General features: G+C 57.9%; 18 protein-coding genes and 1 tRNA gene. 15 read left to right on the top strand and 4 right to left on the bottom strand.

What is annotated here, in order from left to right; genetic code table 11:
• Positions 1-26: 26 nt before the first annotated feature.
• Complete coding sequence (locus tag KX816_01910) at positions 27-560, bottom strand: hypothetical protein (protein ID QXQ06846.1); 534 nt, start codon at positions 558-560, stop codon at positions 27-29.
• Positions 561-696: 136 nt separating this feature from the next.
• Here KX816_01910 and KX816_01905 point away from each other — a divergent pair.
• From KX816_01905 to KX816_01890, 4 genes are all read left to right on the top strand, one after another.
• A tRNA-Thr gene (locus KX816_01905) sits at positions 697-769 on the top strand.
• A 423-nt stretch (positions 770-1,192) separates the two neighbouring features.
• Complete coding sequence (locus KX816_01900; GenBank protein ID QXQ06845.1) at positions 1,193-3,193, top strand: hypothetical protein; 2,001 nt, start codon at positions 1,193-1,195, stop codon at positions 3,191-3,193.
• A 173-nt stretch (positions 3,194-3,366) separates the two neighbouring features.
• On the top strand, positions 3,367-4,875 hold the full coding sequence (locus tag KX816_01895) for an ATP-binding protein (protein ID QXQ06844.1): 1,509 nt from the start codon (positions 3,367-3,369) through the stop codon (positions 4,873-4,875).
• Positions 4,872-5,708, top strand: a complete 837-nt coding sequence (locus tag KX816_01890; protein ID QXQ06843.1) for an HNH endonuclease — start codon at positions 4,872-4,874, stop codon at positions 5,706-5,708. The genes KX816_01895 and KX816_01890 overlap by 4 nt, the downstream gene beginning before the upstream one ends.
• Before the next feature lie 347 nt (positions 5,709-6,055).
• On the opposite strand, the gene KX816_01885 is transcribed toward KX816_01890, so the two are convergent.
• Positions 6,056-6,810, bottom strand: a protein-coding gene (locus KX816_01885) for an IS5 family transposase (GenBank protein ID QXQ06842.1) whose coding sequence is annotated in 2 segments (ribosomal slippage) — positions 6,056-6,477 and positions 6,477-6,810 — 756 coding nt in all. Because the reading frame shifts where the segments join, the coding sequence is not laid out codon by codon here.
• Between the two features lie 372 nt (positions 6,811-7,182).
• Complete coding sequence (locus KX816_01880) at positions 7,183-8,109, bottom strand: restriction endonuclease (protein ID QXQ06841.1); 927 nt, start codon at positions 8,107-8,109, stop codon at positions 7,183-7,185.
• 150 nt (positions 8,110-8,259) lie between these two features.
• Between KX816_01880 and KX816_01875 the strand changes: the two genes are divergently transcribed.
• The 3 genes from KX816_01875 to KX816_01865 all read left to right on the top strand — a co-directional run bounded on the left by KX816_01875 (position 8,260) and on the right by KX816_01865 (position 10,061).
• Complete coding sequence (locus KX816_01875) at positions 8,260-8,466, top strand: hypothetical protein (protein QXQ06840.1); 207 nt, start codon at positions 8,260-8,262, stop codon at positions 8,464-8,466.
• Positions 8,467-8,760: 294 nt separating this feature from the next.
• Positions 8,761-9,582, top strand: a complete 822-nt coding sequence (locus KX816_01870; GenBank protein ID QXQ06839.1) for a DUF4230 domain-containing protein — start codon at positions 8,761-8,763, stop codon at positions 9,580-9,582.
• Positions 9,583-9,635: 53 nt separating this feature from the next.
• On the top strand, positions 9,636-10,061 hold the full coding sequence (locus tag KX816_01865) for a hypothetical protein (protein QXQ06838.1): 426 nt from the start codon (positions 9,636-9,638) through the stop codon (positions 10,059-10,061).
• A gap of 60 nt (positions 10,062-10,121) precedes the next feature.
• Here the strand turns inward: KX816_01865 and KX816_01860 are convergent, their stop codons facing one another.
• Entirely contained in the window at positions 10,122-10,436 is a 315-nt protein-coding gene (locus KX816_01860) for a hypothetical protein (protein QXQ06837.1), read from the bottom strand.
• Between the two features lie 176 nt (positions 10,437-10,612).
• Here KX816_01860 and KX816_01855 point away from each other — a divergent pair, with 176 nt between their 5' ends.
• From KX816_01855 to istB, 8 genes are all read left to right on the top strand, one after another.
• On the top strand, positions 10,613-11,029 hold the full coding sequence (locus tag KX816_01855; GenBank protein QXQ06836.1) for a hypothetical protein: 417 nt from the start codon (positions 10,613-10,615) through the stop codon (positions 11,027-11,029).
• Between the two features lie 134 nt (positions 11,030-11,163).
• On the top strand, positions 11,164-11,559 hold the full coding sequence (locus tag KX816_01850; protein ID QXQ06835.1) for a hypothetical protein: 396 nt from the start codon (positions 11,164-11,166) through the stop codon (positions 11,557-11,559).
• Positions 11,549-11,992 (top strand): hypothetical protein, encoded by a 444-nt coding sequence (locus KX816_01845; GenBank protein ID QXQ06834.1) that lies wholly within the window; start codon positions 11,549-11,551, stop codon positions 11,990-11,992. The genes KX816_01850 and KX816_01845 overlap by 11 nt, the downstream gene beginning before the upstream one ends.
• Positions 11,993-12,269: 277 nt before the next feature.
• Positions 12,270-12,632, top strand: a complete 363-nt coding sequence (locus KX816_01840; GenBank protein ID QXQ06833.1) for a hypothetical protein — start codon at positions 12,270-12,272, stop codon at positions 12,630-12,632.
• An 844-nt stretch (positions 12,633-13,476) separates the two neighbouring features.
• Entirely contained in the window at positions 13,477-14,799 is a 1,323-nt protein-coding gene (locus KX816_01835; protein QXQ06832.1) for an AAA family ATPase, read from the top strand.
• A gap of 287 nt (positions 14,800-15,086) precedes the next feature.
• Positions 15,087-16,259, top strand: coding sequence for a tyrosine-type recombinase/integrase (locus tag KX816_01830; GenBank protein QXQ06831.1), 1,173 nt, complete (start codon positions 15,087-15,089; stop codon positions 16,257-16,259).
• Positions 16,260-17,683: 1,424 nt separating this feature from the next.
• Positions 17,684-19,210 (top strand): IS21 family transposase, encoded by a 1,527-nt coding sequence (gene istA / locus KX816_01825; protein QXQ06830.1) that lies wholly within the window; start codon positions 17,684-17,686, stop codon positions 19,208-19,210.
• Positions 19,200-19,979, top strand: coding sequence for an IS21-like element helper ATPase IstB (gene istB / locus KX816_01820; GenBank protein ID QXQ08349.1), 780 nt, complete (start codon positions 19,200-19,202; stop codon positions 19,977-19,979). Before istA ends, istB begins: the two co-directional genes overlap by 11 nt.
• Positions 19,980-20,336: the final 357 nt, after the last annotated feature.

The raw sequence follows: 20,336 nt of genomic DNA, 5'->3' as shown, positions 1-20,336 counted from the left end.
GCAAGGCATGCGGGACGCTCGGCAGGCTAAGCAAAGGTGTCGACCGCCGCGCTGCGGGCAGCGCGTGGCCGCATCTCGCGTAACAGTTCGGCACGCAGCCGTGCGGTAGCGTCGTCGTCCAGCACCTGCTTCCAGCTTAGCACCGCGTCACCGCCGGTGGCCGTCGGCAGCAGCACGCCGCGGAGCAGCACGCAGGCCGCGCTCGGCGTCGCTACCGCCGCCTCGAAAGGCGTCACTTCGCCGGTCTCGCCGAGCCTCGCGAATGCCATCGCCAACGCCGCTGCCAGGGTTTCGGGCGGCTCCCCCAGCGGCCCAGCGGGGAGCGCGAAGGCTGACGACACCAGTCGCCCGACGGTCCGCACCAACCCGCCCCCGGCCGCATCGCGGTCGAGCGTCACCGCGTTGTCGCGGAAGGCGTGGCTGCCCTCGCCACTGGCGAACGCCGCCGCCGCGCGCGTCGACAGCCGGCGCTCTGCCCCCGATAGCCGCGGCGGTGCCTCGAAGCACGGCTCGCAGAGCGGACTGGCCCGGACACCGTCATGGTTGCCGTGATCACGCATGTGCACCTCCAGGCCAGAGGTTACGGCGGCCCCGCCCCTGACTTGCACCGTGCTCGGCGCCGCGCCGCGCCGACATCTGCCCGCACCACGCTTGCCCGCGCCTGCCCCCCCTGCTAAGGCCCCGCCTCCCGGGTACGCCGCTTTAGCTCAGCCGGTAGAGCACATCATTCGTAATGATGGGGTCAGGTGTTCGAGTCACCTAAGCGGCACCGGGCCTTTCAGTAGATAGACCCGACACATCCGGGCAGAGGCCCTAGGATAGGCAAGTCGCTTGGGCCTTGTTTGGGCCGCTTCGGCTAGGGGAAACGGAAAACCTACGCTTGCCCCCGTGTTGACCCGCTCATCGACGTACTACTAAGCCGCCGCCGCGTCACGGACGACAAGCAGCGTTGCCGCTATCGCCATGCGCTTCGCGGTGACGAGACCGCCTTTTGCCATCCGCGGCCAGCTCTCCCCTCCCGAACTCAGGTCATTCGTTTATCGCGTACAAGCGACCCGATCAGCGCACGTCACGACCACAGTTCAGTCCCCTTTGCCGCGAGCCCGTGGCTGCCGCTGATCAATAGTACGCGCGAGCCTTGACCCGAGACCGCTGAGAGGCTTGATCATTACGGAAATTTAGCGGGGTGGAGATGAAATTCGATATTGAGGGCCGCATCCGGAACATGCGGCTTCCAGATGGGCGGACCGCCCTCCTTTACTCGATCTACGAAGCAGTCATGAATGGTGTTCAGGCAATCGAGGAACGTCCTGCCGAAGGTTCCGACATCGCACCCGGCGCCATCTTGGTGAACGTTTCGAAGAATGCCGACAAAGCGATCGAGGACGTCGTGGTGCACGACAACGGGATCGGGCTAAATGATCGCCACCTCGACTCTTTCAACGTCTGTGACACAATGGAGAAAGCCGAAATTGGCGGCCGAGGGGTCGGCCGGCTGGTCTGGCTAAAGGCCTTCAAGCAAATCGACGTTCGCAGCACATATAAGTCGGCGGTCGGTAGCCACTCCGTCTCGTTCCGCTTCCAACCGCAGCACGAGGATTCGCGCGAGAATTTGACACGATCTGCGTCAGATGGCGCTCCCCAGGGGACAACCATTTCTCTGGTTGGGGCAAAAGAAGACGACAAGAAATTGTCTATGGCCCTCCTGTCGCGAAGTCTCTCCCACCATTTCTTCCCGTTCTTCATTGCCGGTAGCATGCCCCAGCTCGTCGTGCGGATGGGCAAGCGCGAGGTCAATGTAGGCCAGTATCTAAGCACGCGCCTCGATGTCGAAAACTCGGAAGATGTTTATGTCTCGGATGCGGTTGGCGTAATCTCTATCACCCATGTCTATGTCGATCCTAAAATCGCGCGCGAACTCTCAAACTCGATCCTGCTGACAGCCCAGGGCCGTGTGGTGCAAAGCATTGAAATTGAGAAGAAGTTTGCACTGAAGGGGCTAGAGAACCGAAAGGCCTATGCCTGCGTCATCCGGGGCGCCTTTCTGGACGAGAAGGTGGATCAGGAAAGGACGAGCTTCAAGGCGCGGGAAGAGGAGATCGAAGCCATTAAAGATGCTGCGCTCGCATCTGCGCAGAGATTTCTGTCCGTCCATATTCATAGTATTAGGACTGAGCAAAAGCATCTTGTAGTCAGTCTTCTGGAAGAACACCCACAGCTTGCCATCTCCGTTGATGATGTCGATCGCTATGTGGCGGGGCTTTCGCCCAGCATGTCCGATGAGGATATTGCCAAGACACTTTTTACGCTGCTGTACCGGCACGAGAAGAAGGTCCGCGCCCAAATTCGCCGGATGGAGCACGACGAACCAGAACCCAAGCCCGGTGCAGATACGGCGGTTGAAGCGCTTTTGCAGAAGGTGAGCGATGACGCCAAGCTCCGCTTGGCTGAATACACTCTCAAGCGACACCAGATAATCCAGATAGCACGGTCGATGCTCAGATACTCGGACCCGGATAGGCGCTCGTACGAGCTAGAACGTTCTATTCACGAATTCATCTGCCCCATGGGCAAGATGCTGACATCAAAAAACTACACCGAGCATAATCTTTGGCTTATCGACGAGTTACTATCCTACTATCAGTTTTTTGCATCAGACAAGACGCTGTCTTCTCTTGGTATTGAGGGTGCAAGTCAAGAACCCGACCTCCTATTTCTCAATCCCTTTGGGTTTCGACGCGAGGGGACCAACGATCCGGTCGTGATCATCGAGTTCAAGCGGCCTGGCGATGAGAGACTTAGCAGCGACCCAATTGATCAGGTTCTCGGCTATATCGAGAAGCTGCGTGGTAAGACCGTCCGGGACGCCGATGGGCAGATCATCGACGAAATTAATGACGGCACGCCATTTGAGTGTATTGTGATCTGCGACCTGAGCGAGGGCGCAAAAAACAAATTACGTCGCAGTGTTGCTCAGCATCCAACACCAGATGGACTCGGTTTTTACGGTTTCTCGACGAACCGCAACGCGTCCATTCGCGTGATCAGCTATAAGAAATTGTTTCGGGACGCCGAGCTCCGAAACAAAAGCTTTTTTGATCACCTTGGACTTCTTCCCGAAGAGGTTAATCGGTCGATATCTGCCGCGCTCTCAAGGAAGCTGACGGACATCGATGAGCCGGCGGTCAGATGAGCACCGGACCCTCCCGCGCTTGGGGCAGCCACAGCCAAGCGAAGAGGTTCCGGTTCGGGCCTGATTGACTGCCTGCCGTTTTCATCGCCGAGGAGTGGTTGCACGAGGAGACGAGTAGCGCTCGGTCTGGATTTTTAACATATCTGCAAATTAACTGCCTGACAGGATCCTAGATGCCTATCACACCCAAGCTAAACTTTGTTTCGATCGATTATGACGATCCGATACCAGCGGGCTTAAAAAACACTTTCGTCATTCAAGGTGATGATTGGGATGATTATGGCAGTAAGGTGAGATTTGACCTATTGTGGTTTAATTCAAATGGTACACGGAGTTCGGTTGGTAAAACTAAAATTTTGCAAGGTTCTGAAGAAAATAGCGACTGGCTGGTCTATGGTCAAAGCGATCCTCCCGATCGATTTACCGATGACATCGGTTCCAGTTTCATATCCCTGGGTCAGTCACAACGATATTACGCATGGATGTTTGATACCTTTGGCAGTGGTGCCCAAGAGGTTCTGACCGCGTTGCGCGATATCGCCGTCAGACCCGGTCTTGCAGGGCGTTTCGAAACCTCAACGGTCTTCCGCAACGGCTTGATGCGTGAGAATTTAGCTAGACGGTCGCAGAGGTTTGGGAGTGCTTGGTCGCGCGGCGAACAACCCGTCGAAAAACCGTCCTTCGCCTACGTCTGCAAATTGTCTGATGACGAGCAGCCCTTCCAAGTCGAGTTCGATTTTAAGGCAAGGGACGTGCTGCCCGGCCGTCTTGTCGCGGTCATCGGGCGTAATGCCGTCGGCAAGACTCGCTTCTTAGCGCAGCTAAGCGCGGACCTCGCGCAGGTTCGAAAAGTATCCGCGAATACATTTGATGAGCGCAAAGCGCGATTTCCAAGCGACCAGCCCCTTTTTACTCGTGTACTGGCCGTTTCTTACAGCGCGTTCGACCGCTTTCGTCGTCCCAGTCTTCGAGATGAGAGCAGCAGCTACGTCTATTGCGGTATTCGCGACGAGAAGGGCAACCTGTCGCAGACCGGCTTGCAGCGCACCTTCCGCGCGAACAAGAGCCGCGTTCGCGAACTAAATCGAGACCACGATTGGATCGGTCACATCGCAACGATCCTAGGCGAGACAAGCGAGCTTAGCGAAGCCGAGCTCCGCGACGAAATTGATGCCGATCTGGAGGACAGCCACCTCCTCGCGCGGCTTAGTTCTGGTCAGGCCATCCTCTGCCATTTCGTGACGGGGCTGCTTGCTTGGCTCCAGCTCGAGAGCATGGTGTTGTTTGACGAGCCGGAAACCCATCTCCACCCGAATGCGGTCGCCAATCTCTTCGCTGTCCTGACAGCAATTCTCCACGAACACCTGTCCTATGCAATTATCGCAACCCACTCGCCGATCTTCATTCAGGAGATACCCTCGAAGCGTGTCGTCGTATTCACGCGAGAAGAAGGTGTGACGTATGCCGACCCGCTACAATTCGAGAGCTTTGGCGAGAGCGTGGCGGAGCTGACAGAGCACGTGTTCAAGACTCAGGAGGCCGAGAGCCCTTATCGCGAGGCGCTTGCGGCAATAGCGCGAAAGATGAGCCTCGAAGACGCCCTCGGCCTATTCACAAACCGGCTGGGGATGAATGCGAAAGCGTATTTGCTTGCGCGCTATGCCCGACAGGCCAAGCAGTGAAGCAACTTGCCTGTGTCGCGACGCCACCGGCCTACATCGATTTTTTCGAGGGTATCAGGGACAACAAGAAGGGCGCGGCGAAGGCTGCTTTGGTCGGCCAACAGGCGGCAATCCGTGGCCGCTTCACTGACTATGAGACCCGCTTTGCGATCGACACGCTGCAGGACATGCCACCATCCACATTTGATATAGTTCAGATGGAGTTGCGGTCCTGTTACGGTCGAAGCAAAGGCATGAAGGCACTCAAGAAGGCGATCAAGGAGGCGCAGCCAGATGGCCGGCTCATATGGTGTCCTTATTGCGACGCGACTACCCCAGGCAGTCACGATCATTATCTGCCGGCGGAAAAGTTTCCCGAGTTCGCCGCGCATGCCTTGAACCTTGTTCCATGCTGCACGCGCTGCAATTCGACCAAGGGCGATGATTGGCTTGATGCCGGCGCCCGGCAATATCTCCATTTCTACCGTGATGCCGTCCCAGCGGTGCCGTTCTTAACAGCTACAATCGTATCAAATGCGGCCGCACAGGCGATTGGAGCGACGTTCGCTGTTCAGCAGGCCGGTATGTCAGCGGCATCTTGGAAGCTCATCGAAGCCCACTTTCGCAAACTCAAACTGATCGAGCTTTACGACACCTACTCGAACGATCTCATCAATACGGTACTGAGAAGCGCGCGTTCGTATCTCAATGCCGGCGGCCCCAACGCCGCGGGCTTTCTGGCCGCGGAGGCGGTCGAAAATGCCAGCCTTTACGGTGTGTATGGCTGGCGCGCAGTTCTTCATCGCGCGATGAGCGTTCATGCCGATCTTGATCAGTGGATCGGATGGCTCTGAGATTCCGGCTTGCTCGAGACCCTGGATGTTTCGATTAACTACTCGCCGACCCCGTTTGCCACGAATCTAAAGCGGCCGGATCGCTGTCCACCCTTTCCAGACATCCCGCTGTGCCGAGCGCCGTTATACGCCCGAAACGGTCCGGTAGCGTTCGACCGGCCAGGCGGACCCGCGGCTACCCTCGACCTATCTACCTTGCTGTCTTGTATCATCCCGGTCAGAACGGTGCTGATAGGCGCTGCCGTAAACCGCCGGTCTGCTTCGAATTCGGCTTGGTGAATTTTGGCTCGTGGCAACGTGGTTCAGGACACCTTTTAAATGGCCAGACTATGGTCAGGACTCATTGATCAGAGCCAGAAGATGACGGTGGCGGCGATTGCGATGGCCGAGAAGAAGGTATGGGCACAGCGGTCGTAGCGGGTGTGGATGCGTCGCCAGTCCTTGAGCTTGCCGAACATGTTCTCGATGCGGTGACGCTGCCGGTAGAGCGTCCGGTCATGGTCGATCGGCACTTTGCGGTTAGCTTTCGATGGAATGCACGGCGCGATGCCCTTGGCGATCAAAGCATTACGGAACCAGTCGGCGTCGTAGCCCCGGTCGCCGAGCATGGCCTTGGCTTTCGGCAGGGCCTCGAGCATCAGCGCGGCACCCTTGTAGTCACTGGTCTGCCCCTCGGTGAGCAGCATGACCAGCGGCCGACCCTGGCCGTCGCAGACCGCGTGCAGCTTGGAGTTCAGGCCGCCTTTGGTGCGTCCGATACATCGGGGAAGAGCCCTTTTTTGAGGAGGCTGGCCGCGGTCCGGTGTGCCTTCAGATGCGTCGCGTCGATCATCAGCTGGTCGGGCTTGCCGCCTTTGGCCGCCAGCGCTGCGAAGATACGGTTGAACACGCCAAGCCGGCTCCAGCGGATGAAGCGGTTGTAGATCGTTTTGTGCGGACCGTAATCCTTCGGCGCATCGCGCCAGCGCAGGCCGTTCCTGATCACGAAGATGATCCCGCTGATCACCCTCCGGTCATCGACCCGCGGTACGCCGTGCGGCAGCGGAAAATAGGGCTCGATCCGGCGCATCTGCGCCTCCGACAACAACATCAGATCACTCATGGCAACGCCTCCTCAGCACCACCATTGAATCAAGCGGTTGCCACACAGGCAAGCAAATTAACGGGTCCTGATCCTAGATGAGATAGCCGAGGGCCTTGCATCGGTTCTGCAAGCCGTAACTGTACCTGAACCTCTTGGCGTCGATCTCGCCGGACACTCACCTGCGGAAATCACTTTTCTAGTTCGGGCGGTTGTGGACGCTTGCGGGCGCCGAGGCTCCCCACTTGCCCTAGTCCGGGTCGGCAGCGTCGTCGCGTCGAACTTGGTCCGGGCGCTCGGGCCTGAACCGCTGGAGCATGGAGGAGTCAAGTTTGAGGTAACGCCTGATTTGGGGAGCCGCATTGAGTTGTACAGGCTGCCCCCAAGCTAAATCTATGCCTCGTCGCTGAAGAAATCCTCGTCCAAGCGCTTTACCTCCACGGTGCGGCTCACTCTCACGCCCACACCAAACTCCACCATAAGCTCTGCGAGGCGAGCTCCATCAATCAAGATCACCCGCTGCTGAAGGCCGCGAGCAAAATCGATGGCGTAGCTGCTGAAGCTCGATGTCGTCACGAAGACGCCCTTGGATGCACCGAGCCCCACCAAACTGCCGACAAAACCCTGTATCTCGGGACGGCCTACGCCCACGTGTGACGAGTAGCGTTTCGCTTGTACGTAGATCCGGTCGAGCCCGAGGCGATCTTCATCGATTATTCCGTCGATGCCGCCGTCACCACTTTTCCCCAGTCGCAATGCGGCGTTCTCGTGAGATCCCCCATAGCCCATGGCTACCAAAAGATCGATGATTACGCTTTCGAAGAAGCTGGAGCTTTTCTCAGCGATTGCAGACAAGATATCTGACTTAAGAGCGGATAGCAGGACTACCTGTGCGGCATCAATTTGCTCTTCTGGCGTCTTCGTTGAAAGCGATGGAGGCGTGATATGCTTGATATCACTGATTATTTCTACAGAGTTAGATGCATCATAAAAACTTGCAAATGAAGGAATCGATTTAAGCATCTCGACGTTGATTTGCGTCGGCTTAGTCAGAAGCAGCTTCAGGCCAGAGTCGCTTGCTTTGAACACGCCACGTTTTGGCGATTCGATGAGCCCCGCTTTGGCCATGTAGAACTTGGCCCAGTGAATGCGATTGTGAAGCAACCTTTGCTTGCCACTGGGCAGCATCTCCTCACGCTCCGCCTCAGATAGTCCCAGCAGGTCTGCAACTTTCTCGGCTGCCACCGGCACACGTGTCTCACCTGCTGCCGCGATAGACAGGACCGGAAGCATCAAGGTTTGATAGTCGGGAATCGGCATACTTTGGGCCGTAGCAGGCAGCCTCGGGCGCGGGCAAGCCGCAAGATCTATCTTGGTCATCGAGCAAACCGATGCGAAACAGGCATACTTGAAGAAATCGCAGTGACCGTCGTGAGGCTGGCAGGGTGCCACCGGGGGGGATTGGCCAGAATGATCGTGACCGCAGGTGGCGGCGGCTTTGCCTATAATGAGCTCGTCTCAGGTGCTGACGACACCGACACGACGCTTCTCGCCGTGTGCCGGGAGCACGACTATGACCGCGCAAAACTTGCCATCTTATATGATACCAACCGACGCCTCTTCGATAACTGGGTTTTTCAGGCATCCCCGGGTCGACGCTGCGAGATAACCGAGTGAACTTGAATCCAGCAAGTCACCCAGCTTGCATTCCAACGCGGTCGCCACCCGCGCCCCGACCGTCAGTCGGGTTCCGAACCACCTGCTCGACCCCGCTGAGGTAGGTGCGATCCAGGCGCGCCTCCTTCGTCAACGCTTCCGGCCACCGCCCTCCCTCCTTCGGCATACGCATCACGTTCCCGGCCAAATAGTTTCTTACGCCCACCCTACATACTGGACCGAAGATGGCCGATCGAACCACGGAGGAGGAACCCAATTTCGCCAGCGTTTACGTCTCGTTCCGATAACTCTGGATTGGAACGTGCACGTCTCAACCGTGGCCGCCGGCTGCGTCACACCTCATCCACGAAAGGAGACTACTATGGAACAAATACCAAGCCAGCCGGGCCTTCCATCGGCCCGCCGGGACGCCGTCCAAAAACCCCGAGACCTGCGCCCTACAAATTTGATTTTAAAAGGCCGTCACCTTTTTCTGGCAAAACAGAAATGAAGGTCACTCTAGCAGCGCTGATCGCCACTCACTTGAGCGCCACGGCGGCCGGCTACCTCGTCGCTGATAAGTGGCCGGGTGGTACGCCGGCGAAACCTAGCGGCTATATCCAGTTCGACACGAGCAAGGTGCTGGCCACGACCGTGGAGAGCCTGCGCGAAGAAAATAAGCTGTTGGTATTTTCCTACAAAGGCACCGCGAAAATCCGAACTCAGCGGATAAATTTGTGGATTTTTCGTGGGGTACAAGAGCTGAGCGTGCCCGCAGTGGTTAACTACTACGTCAATCTTTCCGAGCTTTCGCTGGCAGACGTCAGCTACAACGAGAAAGCCAAGATCGTGACCGTTCGGTTGCCGAGAGTCACCGTCGGAGACATCGCCTTTCAACCGGAGAACGCTACCACGACCAACGGTGGTTTTCTGACTTGGAGCGAAACCCAGGTGGACGCATTGCGCAAGATCAACTACGCGAACGCACGCAGGGCAATGATCGCACAGGCGCAGCAGTCCGGCTTGCTCAACGCAGCGAAGCGACAGGCGACGAGCAACATCACAAGCCTGTTCGAGATACCTCTCCGTATCGCCGGGCAACCGGACGTCAAGGTGATCGCAGCTATCTCTCTGTAGGTGAGGTGGCTAAATATGTTCGTTAGGTTCTTACTATTCATGAGGATAAGGCAATGCAAGTCTTCAGGCTGCTGACACTGACGATTGGTTTTGGTTGGGTGGCAATATTTGACCACAGTCCAGCAAGTGCGACTTGGATTGGAAAGCTTGATGGCTCCCCGCCAGACTTTGAGTTCACCTCAGAGGTTTCGATTGGTGATGCCGAGCGTTGTATTATCAGGCTCAACAATGTTGGTGGCGTTCCCCATGTTTACGGACAGCCGGATCGTCCGGCAGAAAGAATGATTATCTGGACCAATGATAATAACGACATTTCGGGTCGAGCTGACCTTATTGGGCACGGGGCTGCCCTAACTGTTCGTGTCTGGCTCAATTATAAAAAAAACCCAAAGGGGTTTGATAATTGTATTCGATCAAATTTGCCGTCTTCTGGACTCCCTTACAGTCGTAACAGCTCTGGTCTTCGCGGGCGTGATTAAGGGAATAACTGTAGACAAAAAAGTCGAACGTGTCGCGTCTCATCATAAGCACTAGTGAAGCTAGCACTTAATATAGTAGCGCCAATGTTTGTCGCCGGTATCAATTTGGCTTAGCTTGATGTTGACGAGCCTAGCATTAACAACTGCCGCTTTAAAAGATTTACCAAACTGCTTTGGAAAGTTCAACTCCTTAAAATATCCGCCATAAGTCTCGCTCAGCTGATACTCGCCCGGAGGTAAGTCATCTATAAGGTTCTGGCTATCCAGTAATTCTTGATCGCTGAGAGATGCAATTTTCATAACCGTCCACTGGTTAGAATCGTCGGACTGCTGGCTACTTAGCAAGATAACTGGCAGTTCGCCAAGCGCTCTCACAACGGTTCGGCCACCTATCGCCCGAGTGGCTTCGTCACTGATCGCTCTGCCCCTCCAGTCTTGGCGGCTGCAAGTGAGAGTCCTCGTGACTTTCAAATAGTCCCCGCAGCACCGCTTCTTACCCGGCTCCCAGCCTCACCGCTGGGGGTCTTTTTTTTGTTCCAAAGGATGAAGTTATGATCATGATCACAGACATATCGCAGCTTGCGGGCTTGCCGGCCTCCCTTGAGCGATTGGTCGGGCCGCTCCTGAAGATGCGCGTCAATCAGCTCGCCAGCCCTGCAGATTCGCAGCTTTGCAGCTTTGCACGTTTTCTGGTCGTCGAGGCCGGCGACAGCATGGCGGCGATCGATGCGGAACTCGGATTTCCAGTTCGGCAGAATTTGATCGACGGCTCCCGCTTCGGACAGCCCGGCTTCGAACCATCCTGGGAGTGGATACAAGATCACGGAGGCTTCTTCGAACTGGTCTTCGTCATGACCGACGACGGCTTCGCCCATGTCGTTCTGGTTCTGGATAACGAAGGCGTCGACCGGGCCTTGCTGAGCCTTTGCCGACACTACAGCGACACCGCCGCGGCGGCGGTCACCTAACCACATCTGCCTGGCCGATCGTCCGAGCCCACCGCGGGCACGACCATCGGACCTCCAACCAACCCGCCAGCGAGCGGCCCGCAAGCGTCTGTGGATGATCCACGGGCGCTTTTTCTTTATTGAAAGGAAAGCTCATGATCTCACTACATGACCGCGCATGCTTCGACGCGGCTGCATTCCTCTGCCGCCAGAGTTCGCTGCAACGCCTGCTGCTGTCGCGCATCGCCAACCTGCAAAGGGATGTCGGCGATCTTACCGAGCTCACCCACATTCTGGTCGTTCAGCCCGGCGACACGGAGGCGGACATCATCGATGAGATCGGCCTTTCACCGGTCATCAATTTCATCGATGGACACCGCTACGGAGAAGCGGGTTTCCAACCGTCCTGGGACTGGCTGCACGATGTCGGGGGCTGGTTCGAGCTGATCTATACGGTCGGTGACACCGGCTTCGCCTACGTCCTGCTCATCCAAGACGACGAAGGCGTCGACCCGGAGCTGCTCGGCATGTGCCGGGAGTATGCCCGATGAGCCCGCAAAGTCAGCCAACTTATATGAAAGCCGTTCCAAGCTGTTTGAATGGCGATCGACATCACCACCGGTCAGCACCGTGAAGCCGCTTGGCGCACTCCTGCTCGCGTGCGTGCTGCTGACGGTGTTCAAAGCAGCAACCTTATTGATCCTCGCGTTGCTGCTTACCCTGATCGTCTGGGGAGCGATCTTCCGACCCGCGGCCACGTACGGCTTCTTCCTGTTCTGCATCGCGTATCGGCTGTTCGAGAGCTATCCCCTGAGCTGCCTTGCGATCTTTGCAGCTTTGACCGTAGCGGGCGTGATCGGCAGAGCAATTGCAGACACGGAACTTCGACCCGACCGCCGCGACGAAGTCATCGCCCCGCTGAATGCCGTGCAACTGCCCCCGCCCCCGCCCCCGCTTCCCGGCAACTCGGCACCCGACTGCTAGTCTGGGCCGGCAGGGAGCCCCGCTGGGCATGCTCGGACCCCCGACGCATACCGTGACCCTGCCGGCGCGCGGAGCACGCTGTCCGGCCTCCTCTGCACGCCCGTCCGGAGATGTCAGATTTATCGCGTTGATTCATCAGAACTGGCAAGATAAGCCGCCGCACTAATCTTTTAAGGTTACGCCGTATCACCTCAGGACGTTTGAATTATCTTATTTGTCTGTCTTTTCTAGCGAGTATTTTGAAATAGACGCAATTGCCGCTCACAGGAGATCAATAGTGAAAGTAAGCTACAAGCACTGGATTATCGGGTGCATGACACTCGTTCCGTTTTCTGCCTATGCGGAAGACCTTCCAGGCCTAATGAAGTCAAAGGCGGTATATTCGGGTGTGACAACTCATAAAATGTATGATCTCGAACGATGCATGATTAATGTCGACGCGCCCATAATGCCGCAGATTTATCGGCAGCCTGACCGGGCTGAGCGCGTGTTGATTGTATGGGATGGTAGTGGCGGTGGACTTGGAGGAGTGAGTGCGGCTGTCCAGATCGACGGAATCGAACGATCTAAAGTGACATTCTGGGGCAGGGAGAAAATCTTGCGGCGCATTCAACCGTGTCTGACTTCTTCAACCGAGTAGGGCCGGCAACGAGCACCTATTGTTAGCTGCATGCCGATCTGAAGCCCGCCGGCCGCCCCCGCAGCTGCCCCCATTCCCCGGCGGCTCGACATCCGACCGCTAACCTGGGCAGGCAGGGAGCTCCGGTGGGCACGCTTTGACCCCCGACCCATACCTCGGCCCTCCCCGCCGGCCGGGTGCGCTCCCAGGGCCACTCCGGCGGCACCGCATCAGGGATGAAAATCTTGGAAAAATGAGAAGAACAACAGGTGATCTGATATGCAAGGCAGCGGCGCGGGCTACGTAGATTTTAACTCCCCCGACTGGATCCCAGACTCGTCAAATCGGTCAGCCAAACATGGGCTAGATACTACCTAATATATCCCGCGGCGGTGAAAACGATGAAGCCGAGAATACCTATTTGGCACAAAAAGGACGAGCCTAACATACTGACATCGTTGTATATTCAAACCCGTGCTTTTAACCCTCTTCACATGATTAGGAGCACCCAAAAAATGGAGCGCTTTATGCTAAGTCAATTACCCCCTTCCTGAGACATACGAAAAGGTCACTCGGAAGGAGTTCGGAGCAGGCCAGCCGAGCCGATTCGAAGCCTCTTGCGGGGGGGTATCGAGCGGAAGATCGCTCACCGACAAGACCTGCAAAACCTGCGAAACTGAAAACCTGCGGCCCGAGCGTTGGCTCCCGCTGGACTACAAGCTGCGCGGCCACGCGCAGGACGTTGGTCAACGCCGGCGGCTACCTAAAACATCGACCTCCACAAATACCTTTCCGCAAGCGCGGGCATCCGCCAACCCCCGGAACCGTCACAACCTTGGTTCCGATCGCTTGAAAGAATCTGCGCATGAGCAACGAAGCCCTCAGGGCCGCCATAGCTAAATTACCGCCAAACTCCGATGCTGCGACACTTGCGATCATACCCACAGCGCCCCACTCGCCGAACATACCCGAAACGATAGCCGCGGCGCCGGTCGCGGCGGCGGGTATCTCCACCGCCTCACTGGTGGTCCCTCTTCAAGCGCGGACGTCGGACGTTCCTACCGCACTCGACACCCCTCCGCACTCGCCAGCATCACCCGCGTCATCGCCAGTGCCTGCTGCCCCGGCGCAACCTGCCGCACCCGCAAAATTGACACCAAGCCCGCTGAAGAAATTCTCACTTCTGGGACATAGCGATGAAGTTGCGAGCAATGCCCAACAACAACTACCTTTGTTGGGGAACGTCTGTCTCTTCGGGCAGGCAAACATCTGGTTTGCGGCACCGAATACCGGCAAGACTCTGCTGTGTCTCCGTTTAGTAATAGATGCGGTAGCCGAAAAACGCATCGATCCGGGCAATATATATTATCTGAATGTCGACGACAGTAGTTCCGGGCTTGTGGCTAAGCTGCAGATACTTGAACACTCAGGTGTCAACGTGCTCGCTGAAGGTTACAAGAACTTTCGTGCGGGTGCGCTTATGATTGCAATTTCACGCATGATTGACGCTGATCAGGCTAAGGGGCAATTTATTATACTAGATACTTTAAAGAAATTCGTTTCCGTAATGGACAAGAAGTCAGCGAGCGAGTTTACGAGCCTTATACGCAACTTTGTGATGAAGGGTGGAACGTTTCTCGGCCTAGCTCACACAAACAAGCGCCCAGGTCCAGACGGCAAACCTGTCTACGGCGGCACTAGCGATTTTGTCGACGACTTTGATTGCAGTTATATCCTGTCATCGGCTCCGAGCGACGACGCCAACGAGCGTCTAGTTCTCTTCGACAACATCAAGCGGCGCGGCGACGTCGCCCAGCAAGCGTTCTACAGCTACGTGTCCGGTGACGGGGTCGATTATGAGGACATGCTACTTTCCGTCACGCCTGCCGATGCTAGCCGCTTTGAAGAGCCCGAAACTCCGTTGCCCGACGCCGACATCATCGATGCGGTAAGAGGCTTCATCGAGCACGGGACAGTGAACAAGATGGCTTTGGTGCAGGGTGTCGCGAAGATGACCAAAGCCAGCAAGCGGTCTGTTCAACGCACCATCGAGCTTTATACCGGCGACGACCCTGCCAAGCATCATTGGACGTTCGAAGTCCGTGGGCGCGGGGCCAAAGCCTTCGCGCTATTAGAGCCGGTTGCCATGCCCGGACCCGAGGCTGGGGAACACCCGCCGGCCGACTGACCGGTCCGGCCCCGCAGTCCGGTCAGAATTTCAGGTTTTCGGTTTTTCGACTCCCGGCGCTGCGGCGTCATGAGCGTGAAACTGAAAACCTGCGATTCTGGCACAGACCCCCGTCGCCCCCCGGCGACCCGGCGCGCCCCCGCGCGTCCCCTGAATACCAGGACGGGGGGCTCGCCGCGCGCCAGCGCAACCCATCGCGTCATCCTTCCGGCAAGCGCCGACCCCCATCCATCGCCGCCGCGGGAGCCTTTCCAGCTCCGCTCGCAGCCCATTTAAAAGGACGACACATGCCCAAACTTCAACTGTCTGCCCAAGCTGTCCTAACTGCCTTGTGCGAGCCCGGTAAGCGTAAAACCGACTACTGGGATACCATCACCACCGGCTTTGTGCTGGAGGTGCGCTCAGGCGGCGGGAAGACCTACGCGCTTCGATTTATCGACGAAGCCGGTCGGCAGCGTCAGCATAAAATCGGTGCCTATGCCGACATCACTTTCGACCAAGCCCGGAAAGCGGCCAAGAGGTTACGATCCGAGGTCGTGCTCGGCGGCAATCCGGCCGCGGATAAAGAGGTCAGAAAGGCCATCCCGACCTATGCCACGCTCGCCGCACAGCACATCGCCTACGCCAAGACCTACCAGCGTCGGCCCGGTAACACCGAAGCCGTCCTGCGGCTTCACATCGTGCCGCGCTGGGGCAAGCTCCGCCTGGACGAGATCAAGACACAGGACATATCAAGATGGTTCGCCGAGAAAGCCGAGGAGGGGTTAGCTCCCGCCACGGTCGAAAAAATCCGGGTGACGTTCAGCCGCTCGTTGGAGCTGGCTCGGCAGTGGGGCCTTCCCGGTGCCGAGATCAACCCGGTCCGAAACGTGCCGCGTCGGCGGTTCAGCAATGCTCGGGAGCGGTTCCTGTCCGCCAAGGAAGCCGACCGGCTGTTCGCCGCGCTGAATGCCTCAGACAACCCGCAGCTGCGTTCCATCGTGGCGCTGCTGCTGCTCACCGGTGCACGCAAGACGGAGCTGCTGACCGCCCAGTGGCAGCACGTCGATCTGGAGCGCAAAGCTTGGTTCATCCCGACCACGAAGACCGGGAAGCCTCGCCACGTGCCGCTATCGCAGGCCGCAGCGGACATCATCAAGCAACTGCTACGGTTTGATGACTGCCCGTGGCTGTTACCCAATCCGGTCACGCTGAAGCCCTACGTCACGCTCAAGCGGGCATGGGACACGGCACGGGCGGCGGCGGGCCTCCCCGGCCTTCGCATCCACGACCTACGGCATTCCGCCGCATCGTTCATGATCAACGCCGGCGTGGACTTGTTCGCGGTCGGCAAGGTGTTGGGACACACCGATCACAAGTCGACCATGCGGTACAGCCATCTCGCCAACGACACGCTCATGCGGGCCGTTGAGGCCGGAGCGGCAGGGTTGACCGTCGGGTGGGCGGCACCAGTCGTATAGAGAAGTGGGGTGTCGCGGCTCGTGTTGATCGGAGCAGAAAATCAGTAATTATGTGATCACGCTGCCGGCTCTCGGCTGATCCTAAGGGCATCCCACCGCGACCAGTCTGGGACCGCTTCCTATTCAAAGTGCCATAACCGTGGATAAATTAGATGTCCAAGTTTCTGCTCTTTCACATTCAAAATAAACTTGGTCCTACCAAATGCGTCCTCGTAGGAAATTCGCGAAAACGAACGCATTCAGTATCTTGTATCATTGATTAACTGATAGGATATGGGCCGAGGAGAGGTCTAATTCAGAACTCTCCAGCCGCAAATTAACCCCAAGATTTACGATTAAGGATATAGTTATGACGACGCGCTCGACTTCTTGCAGCCTCGGCTGCGACGCACGTGACCGCATCACGACCCTTCTTACAGAGATCGGAGACCAGGTGAGCAGGCATGATCGAGTCTCCTCGTTAATTTATGCGCTTATTGAGGAGGGCATCTGTACCGGAACTCGGATCATCGACTACGTCGGCGACTTTGGTTTCAACCGGAGGCATGGTGCCATCATCTTGCGGACCGGGACCGGTACGGGCCCTCGATCCGGCCTTTGGTCGCGGAGCGAGGATGGGATCTACTCGAGCATCTAGCAGTGCCTAGTCGTAGCGTTGAGCAGCTACGGAACTGAGGCAGCCCGGATCTGGACATCTGAACTGTGTCCAGGTCCGGGAATTTTCGCATTGCAACGGGTGCGACAAGCGAGACACCATCCGTCGTCGGCGCTTCCTTCACCGCAAGCTTGCCGCCTAAAATGCAACCCTAGACGAGGCCAACACTCCGACCGGCCACAACCGATGTCGGTGCGCCGATCGCTCTTCACGACAGTGCAATTGGGTCTCTCCGGGGAACTATGCTAATGTTCTTAATGCCTGAGGGAATACCGTTTGGCAGATAGGTGTCACTATATACGCGCGATCGACTGTTACCGCTGAAACGGCCGAACTACGGCTTCGCTTTAACCGGAAATCATCGCGCTACCGGAAAGCTACGAAGTTTAATCCGCGGAAAGAAGCTGAGCGGCGTTGACTGGGACGTAGTAGGCCGCATCTCAGCGCAGAATCCTGACACATGGGCCTACACACCAGAAGAGTTCTCTGACGCGTTCGACCGTCCAAATTCGCGAGCGGCTGAATAGCTCGTCTGCGACAACATCAGACGTAAAATGACAAAGTTAGAGCTTGGCGCGCAGTGTCGAATATCAAAAAATGTTTTTGATCACTTTAGTACGTAAAAAACGCGCCTCCCGTCCCTACAGGAGAGTTCTGTGTAGATTTCCAGTGAGAAGTGACCCGGGAGCGGCATAAGTTTTCACTGAGATTTGACCCATGTTTGGACCTGCCTCTGGCTGACCGGCCGGAGGTATTAGGAGTGATCAACATGGATTTACTGAGCGTAGTACGTCGCTGGCGTTTCCGGCAGAAGCTCGCACTTCGGGAGATCGAGCGGCGCAGCGGCTTGTCGCGCAACACGATCCGCAAGTACCTGCGCGCTGAGACGGTTGAGCCGCAGTTCAAGGTTCCCGACCGGCCGAGCAAGCTGGACCCATTTGCCGAGAAGCTGTCGGGCTGGCTGGTGATCAATGCCGGCAAGTCGCGCAAGCAGAAGCGCACGGCCAAGCAGATGCACGCCGATCTGGTCGTCTTGGGCTACGATGGATCTTACGGCCGTGTCGCGTCATATGTGCGGGCGTGGAAGGCTGATCGACAGATTGAACAGCAGACCAGCGGCCGCGGCACCTTCGTGCCGCTGGTGTTCCAGCCAGGCGAGGCCTTCCAGTTCGACTGGAGCGAAGACTGGGCCATTATAGGCGGCGAGCGCGTCAAGCTGCAGGCGGCGCACACGAAGCTGTCACACAGCAAGGCCTTCATTGTACGGGCCTATCCGCTCCAGACCCACGAGATGCTGTTCGACGCGATGACCCAGGCGTTCCGGGTTCTGGGCGGCGTTCCGCAGCGCGGGATCTTCGACAACATGAAGACCGCCGTCGACCGGATCGGTACCGGCAAAGCCCGGCAGGTCAACGCCCGCTTTGCCGCGATGGCCAGCCATTACCTGTTCGAGCCCGAGTTCTGCAACCCGGCGTCGGGGTGGGAGAAGGGCCAGGTCGAGAAGAACGTGCAGGATGCGCGGCGCCGCCTATGGCAGCAACTGCCGAGCTTCCCGGATATCGATGCGCTCAATGTCTGGCTCGAGGAACAATGCATCGCGCAGTGGAGCGAGATCCAGCACGGCAGCTTGCCCGGCACTGTCGCTGATGTGCATGCGCAAGAGGTCGGCAATCTGATGCCGCTGGGTCGGCCCTTCGACGGCTTCGTCGAGCACACCAAGCGGGTCTCGCCGATCTGCCTCCTGCATTTTGAGCGCAACCGTTACAGCGTGCCGGCCTCGTTCGCCAACCGCCCGGTCAGCGTCAGGATCTATCCCGAGCGGATCGTCGTGGCGGCCGAGGGGCTGATCCTGTGCGAGCATGCCCGCATCATCGAGCGGTCTCATCACCTGCCCGGGCGGACCATCTATGACTGGCGGCACTATCTGGCGGTGATCCAGCGCAAGCCTGGGGCGCTGCGGAATGGCGCGCCGTTCACGCAACTGCCCGATGCGTTCAAGCAGCTGCAAAGTCAGTTACTGCGCCGCGCCGGCGGCGATCGCGAGATGGCCGAGATCCTGGCGCTCGTGCTGCAGCATGACGAACAGGCGGTTCTTTGCGCGGTCGAACTGGCACTGGAGGCTGGCGTCGCGACCAAGACCCACGTCCTCAACGTTCTGCACCGGCTCACCGATGGTAAGGCTACGCCAGCCTCCCCGATCGACGCCCCGCAGGCGCTGCGCCTTGCGCAAGAGCCGCTCGCCGATGTCGGGCGATATGACGGTCTTCGCGATGGAGGGCTGCGCCATGCGTCATGATCCCGCCAGCGCCGCAGTGGTCGTCATGCTCAAGGCGCTCAAGATGTACGGCATGGCCCAGGCGGTCGGCGACCTTATCGAGCAAGGCGCCCCGGCGTTCGAGGCGGCAGTGCCGATCATCTCCCAGCTGCTCAAGGCAGAGATGGCCGAGCGGGAGGTCCGCTCGATCGCCTACCAGATCAAGGCTGCCCGGTTCCCGGCCTACAAGGATCTAGCCGGGTTCGACTTCGCTTCCAGCGAAGTGAACGAGGCAATGGTCCGCCAACTGCACCGCGGTGACTTTATCGACGGCGGCGACAACGTCGTACTGATCGGCGGTCCCGGCACCGGAAAATCCCACGTCGCCACCGCGCTGGGCGTCCAGGCTGTCGAACATCACCGCAAGAAGGTCCGGTTCTTTGCCACGGTCGATCTGGTCAATGCGCTTGAACAGGAAAAGGCAATGAACAAAGCCGGCCAGCTTGCCGAGCGCCTGCTGCGCCTTGACCTCATTATCCTCGATGAACTGGGCTACCTGCCGTTCAGCCCGTCAGGCGGGGCGTTGTTGTTCCATCTGCTCAGCAAACTCTATGAGCGTACCAGCGTCATCATCACCACCAACCTCAGCTTCAGCGAATGGGCCGAGGTGTTCGGTGATGCCAAGATGACCACCGCCCTGCTCGACAGGCTTACCCACCACTGCCACATTCTCGAAACCGGCAACGACAGCTTCCGGTTCAGGGCAAGCGCTGCTGCGCCCAAAACACGGAAGGAGAAATCATCAACTTGACCCACACCCCGCATCGCGGGACATAACTTCACCCGGGTCAAATCTCGATGAAAACCCCGGGTCACTTCTCAGTGGAAATCTACAATGCATGGCGTTGTGATGAGCGTCGCGATCGGTGACTACGGCAATGCCGATATCGTTAGGCGTATTGAGCCATTTGTGTGCGTCGGTTGCCCACGAATGCGCTTGCTCGACCCCGTCGAGAAGATGACGGCGGGGCGGACTAGCGCGCCCCCATAACCCGAAGGTCCCGTCGACATCGACCCAGGCACCGGCGGCGTGGCGATAGGTACAAGTTCGATTAGCGGATCGATCGCACCGATATCGAGGTCGCCCGCATCGAGAAATCGCGCGGCG

Source organism: Sphingosinicellaceae bacterium (assembly GCA_019285715.1).
Lineage (GTDB): Bacteria > Pseudomonadota > Alphaproteobacteria > Sphingomonadales > Sphingomonadaceae > Glacieibacterium.
This window is presented reverse-complemented; position numbering and strand designations above follow the sequence as displayed.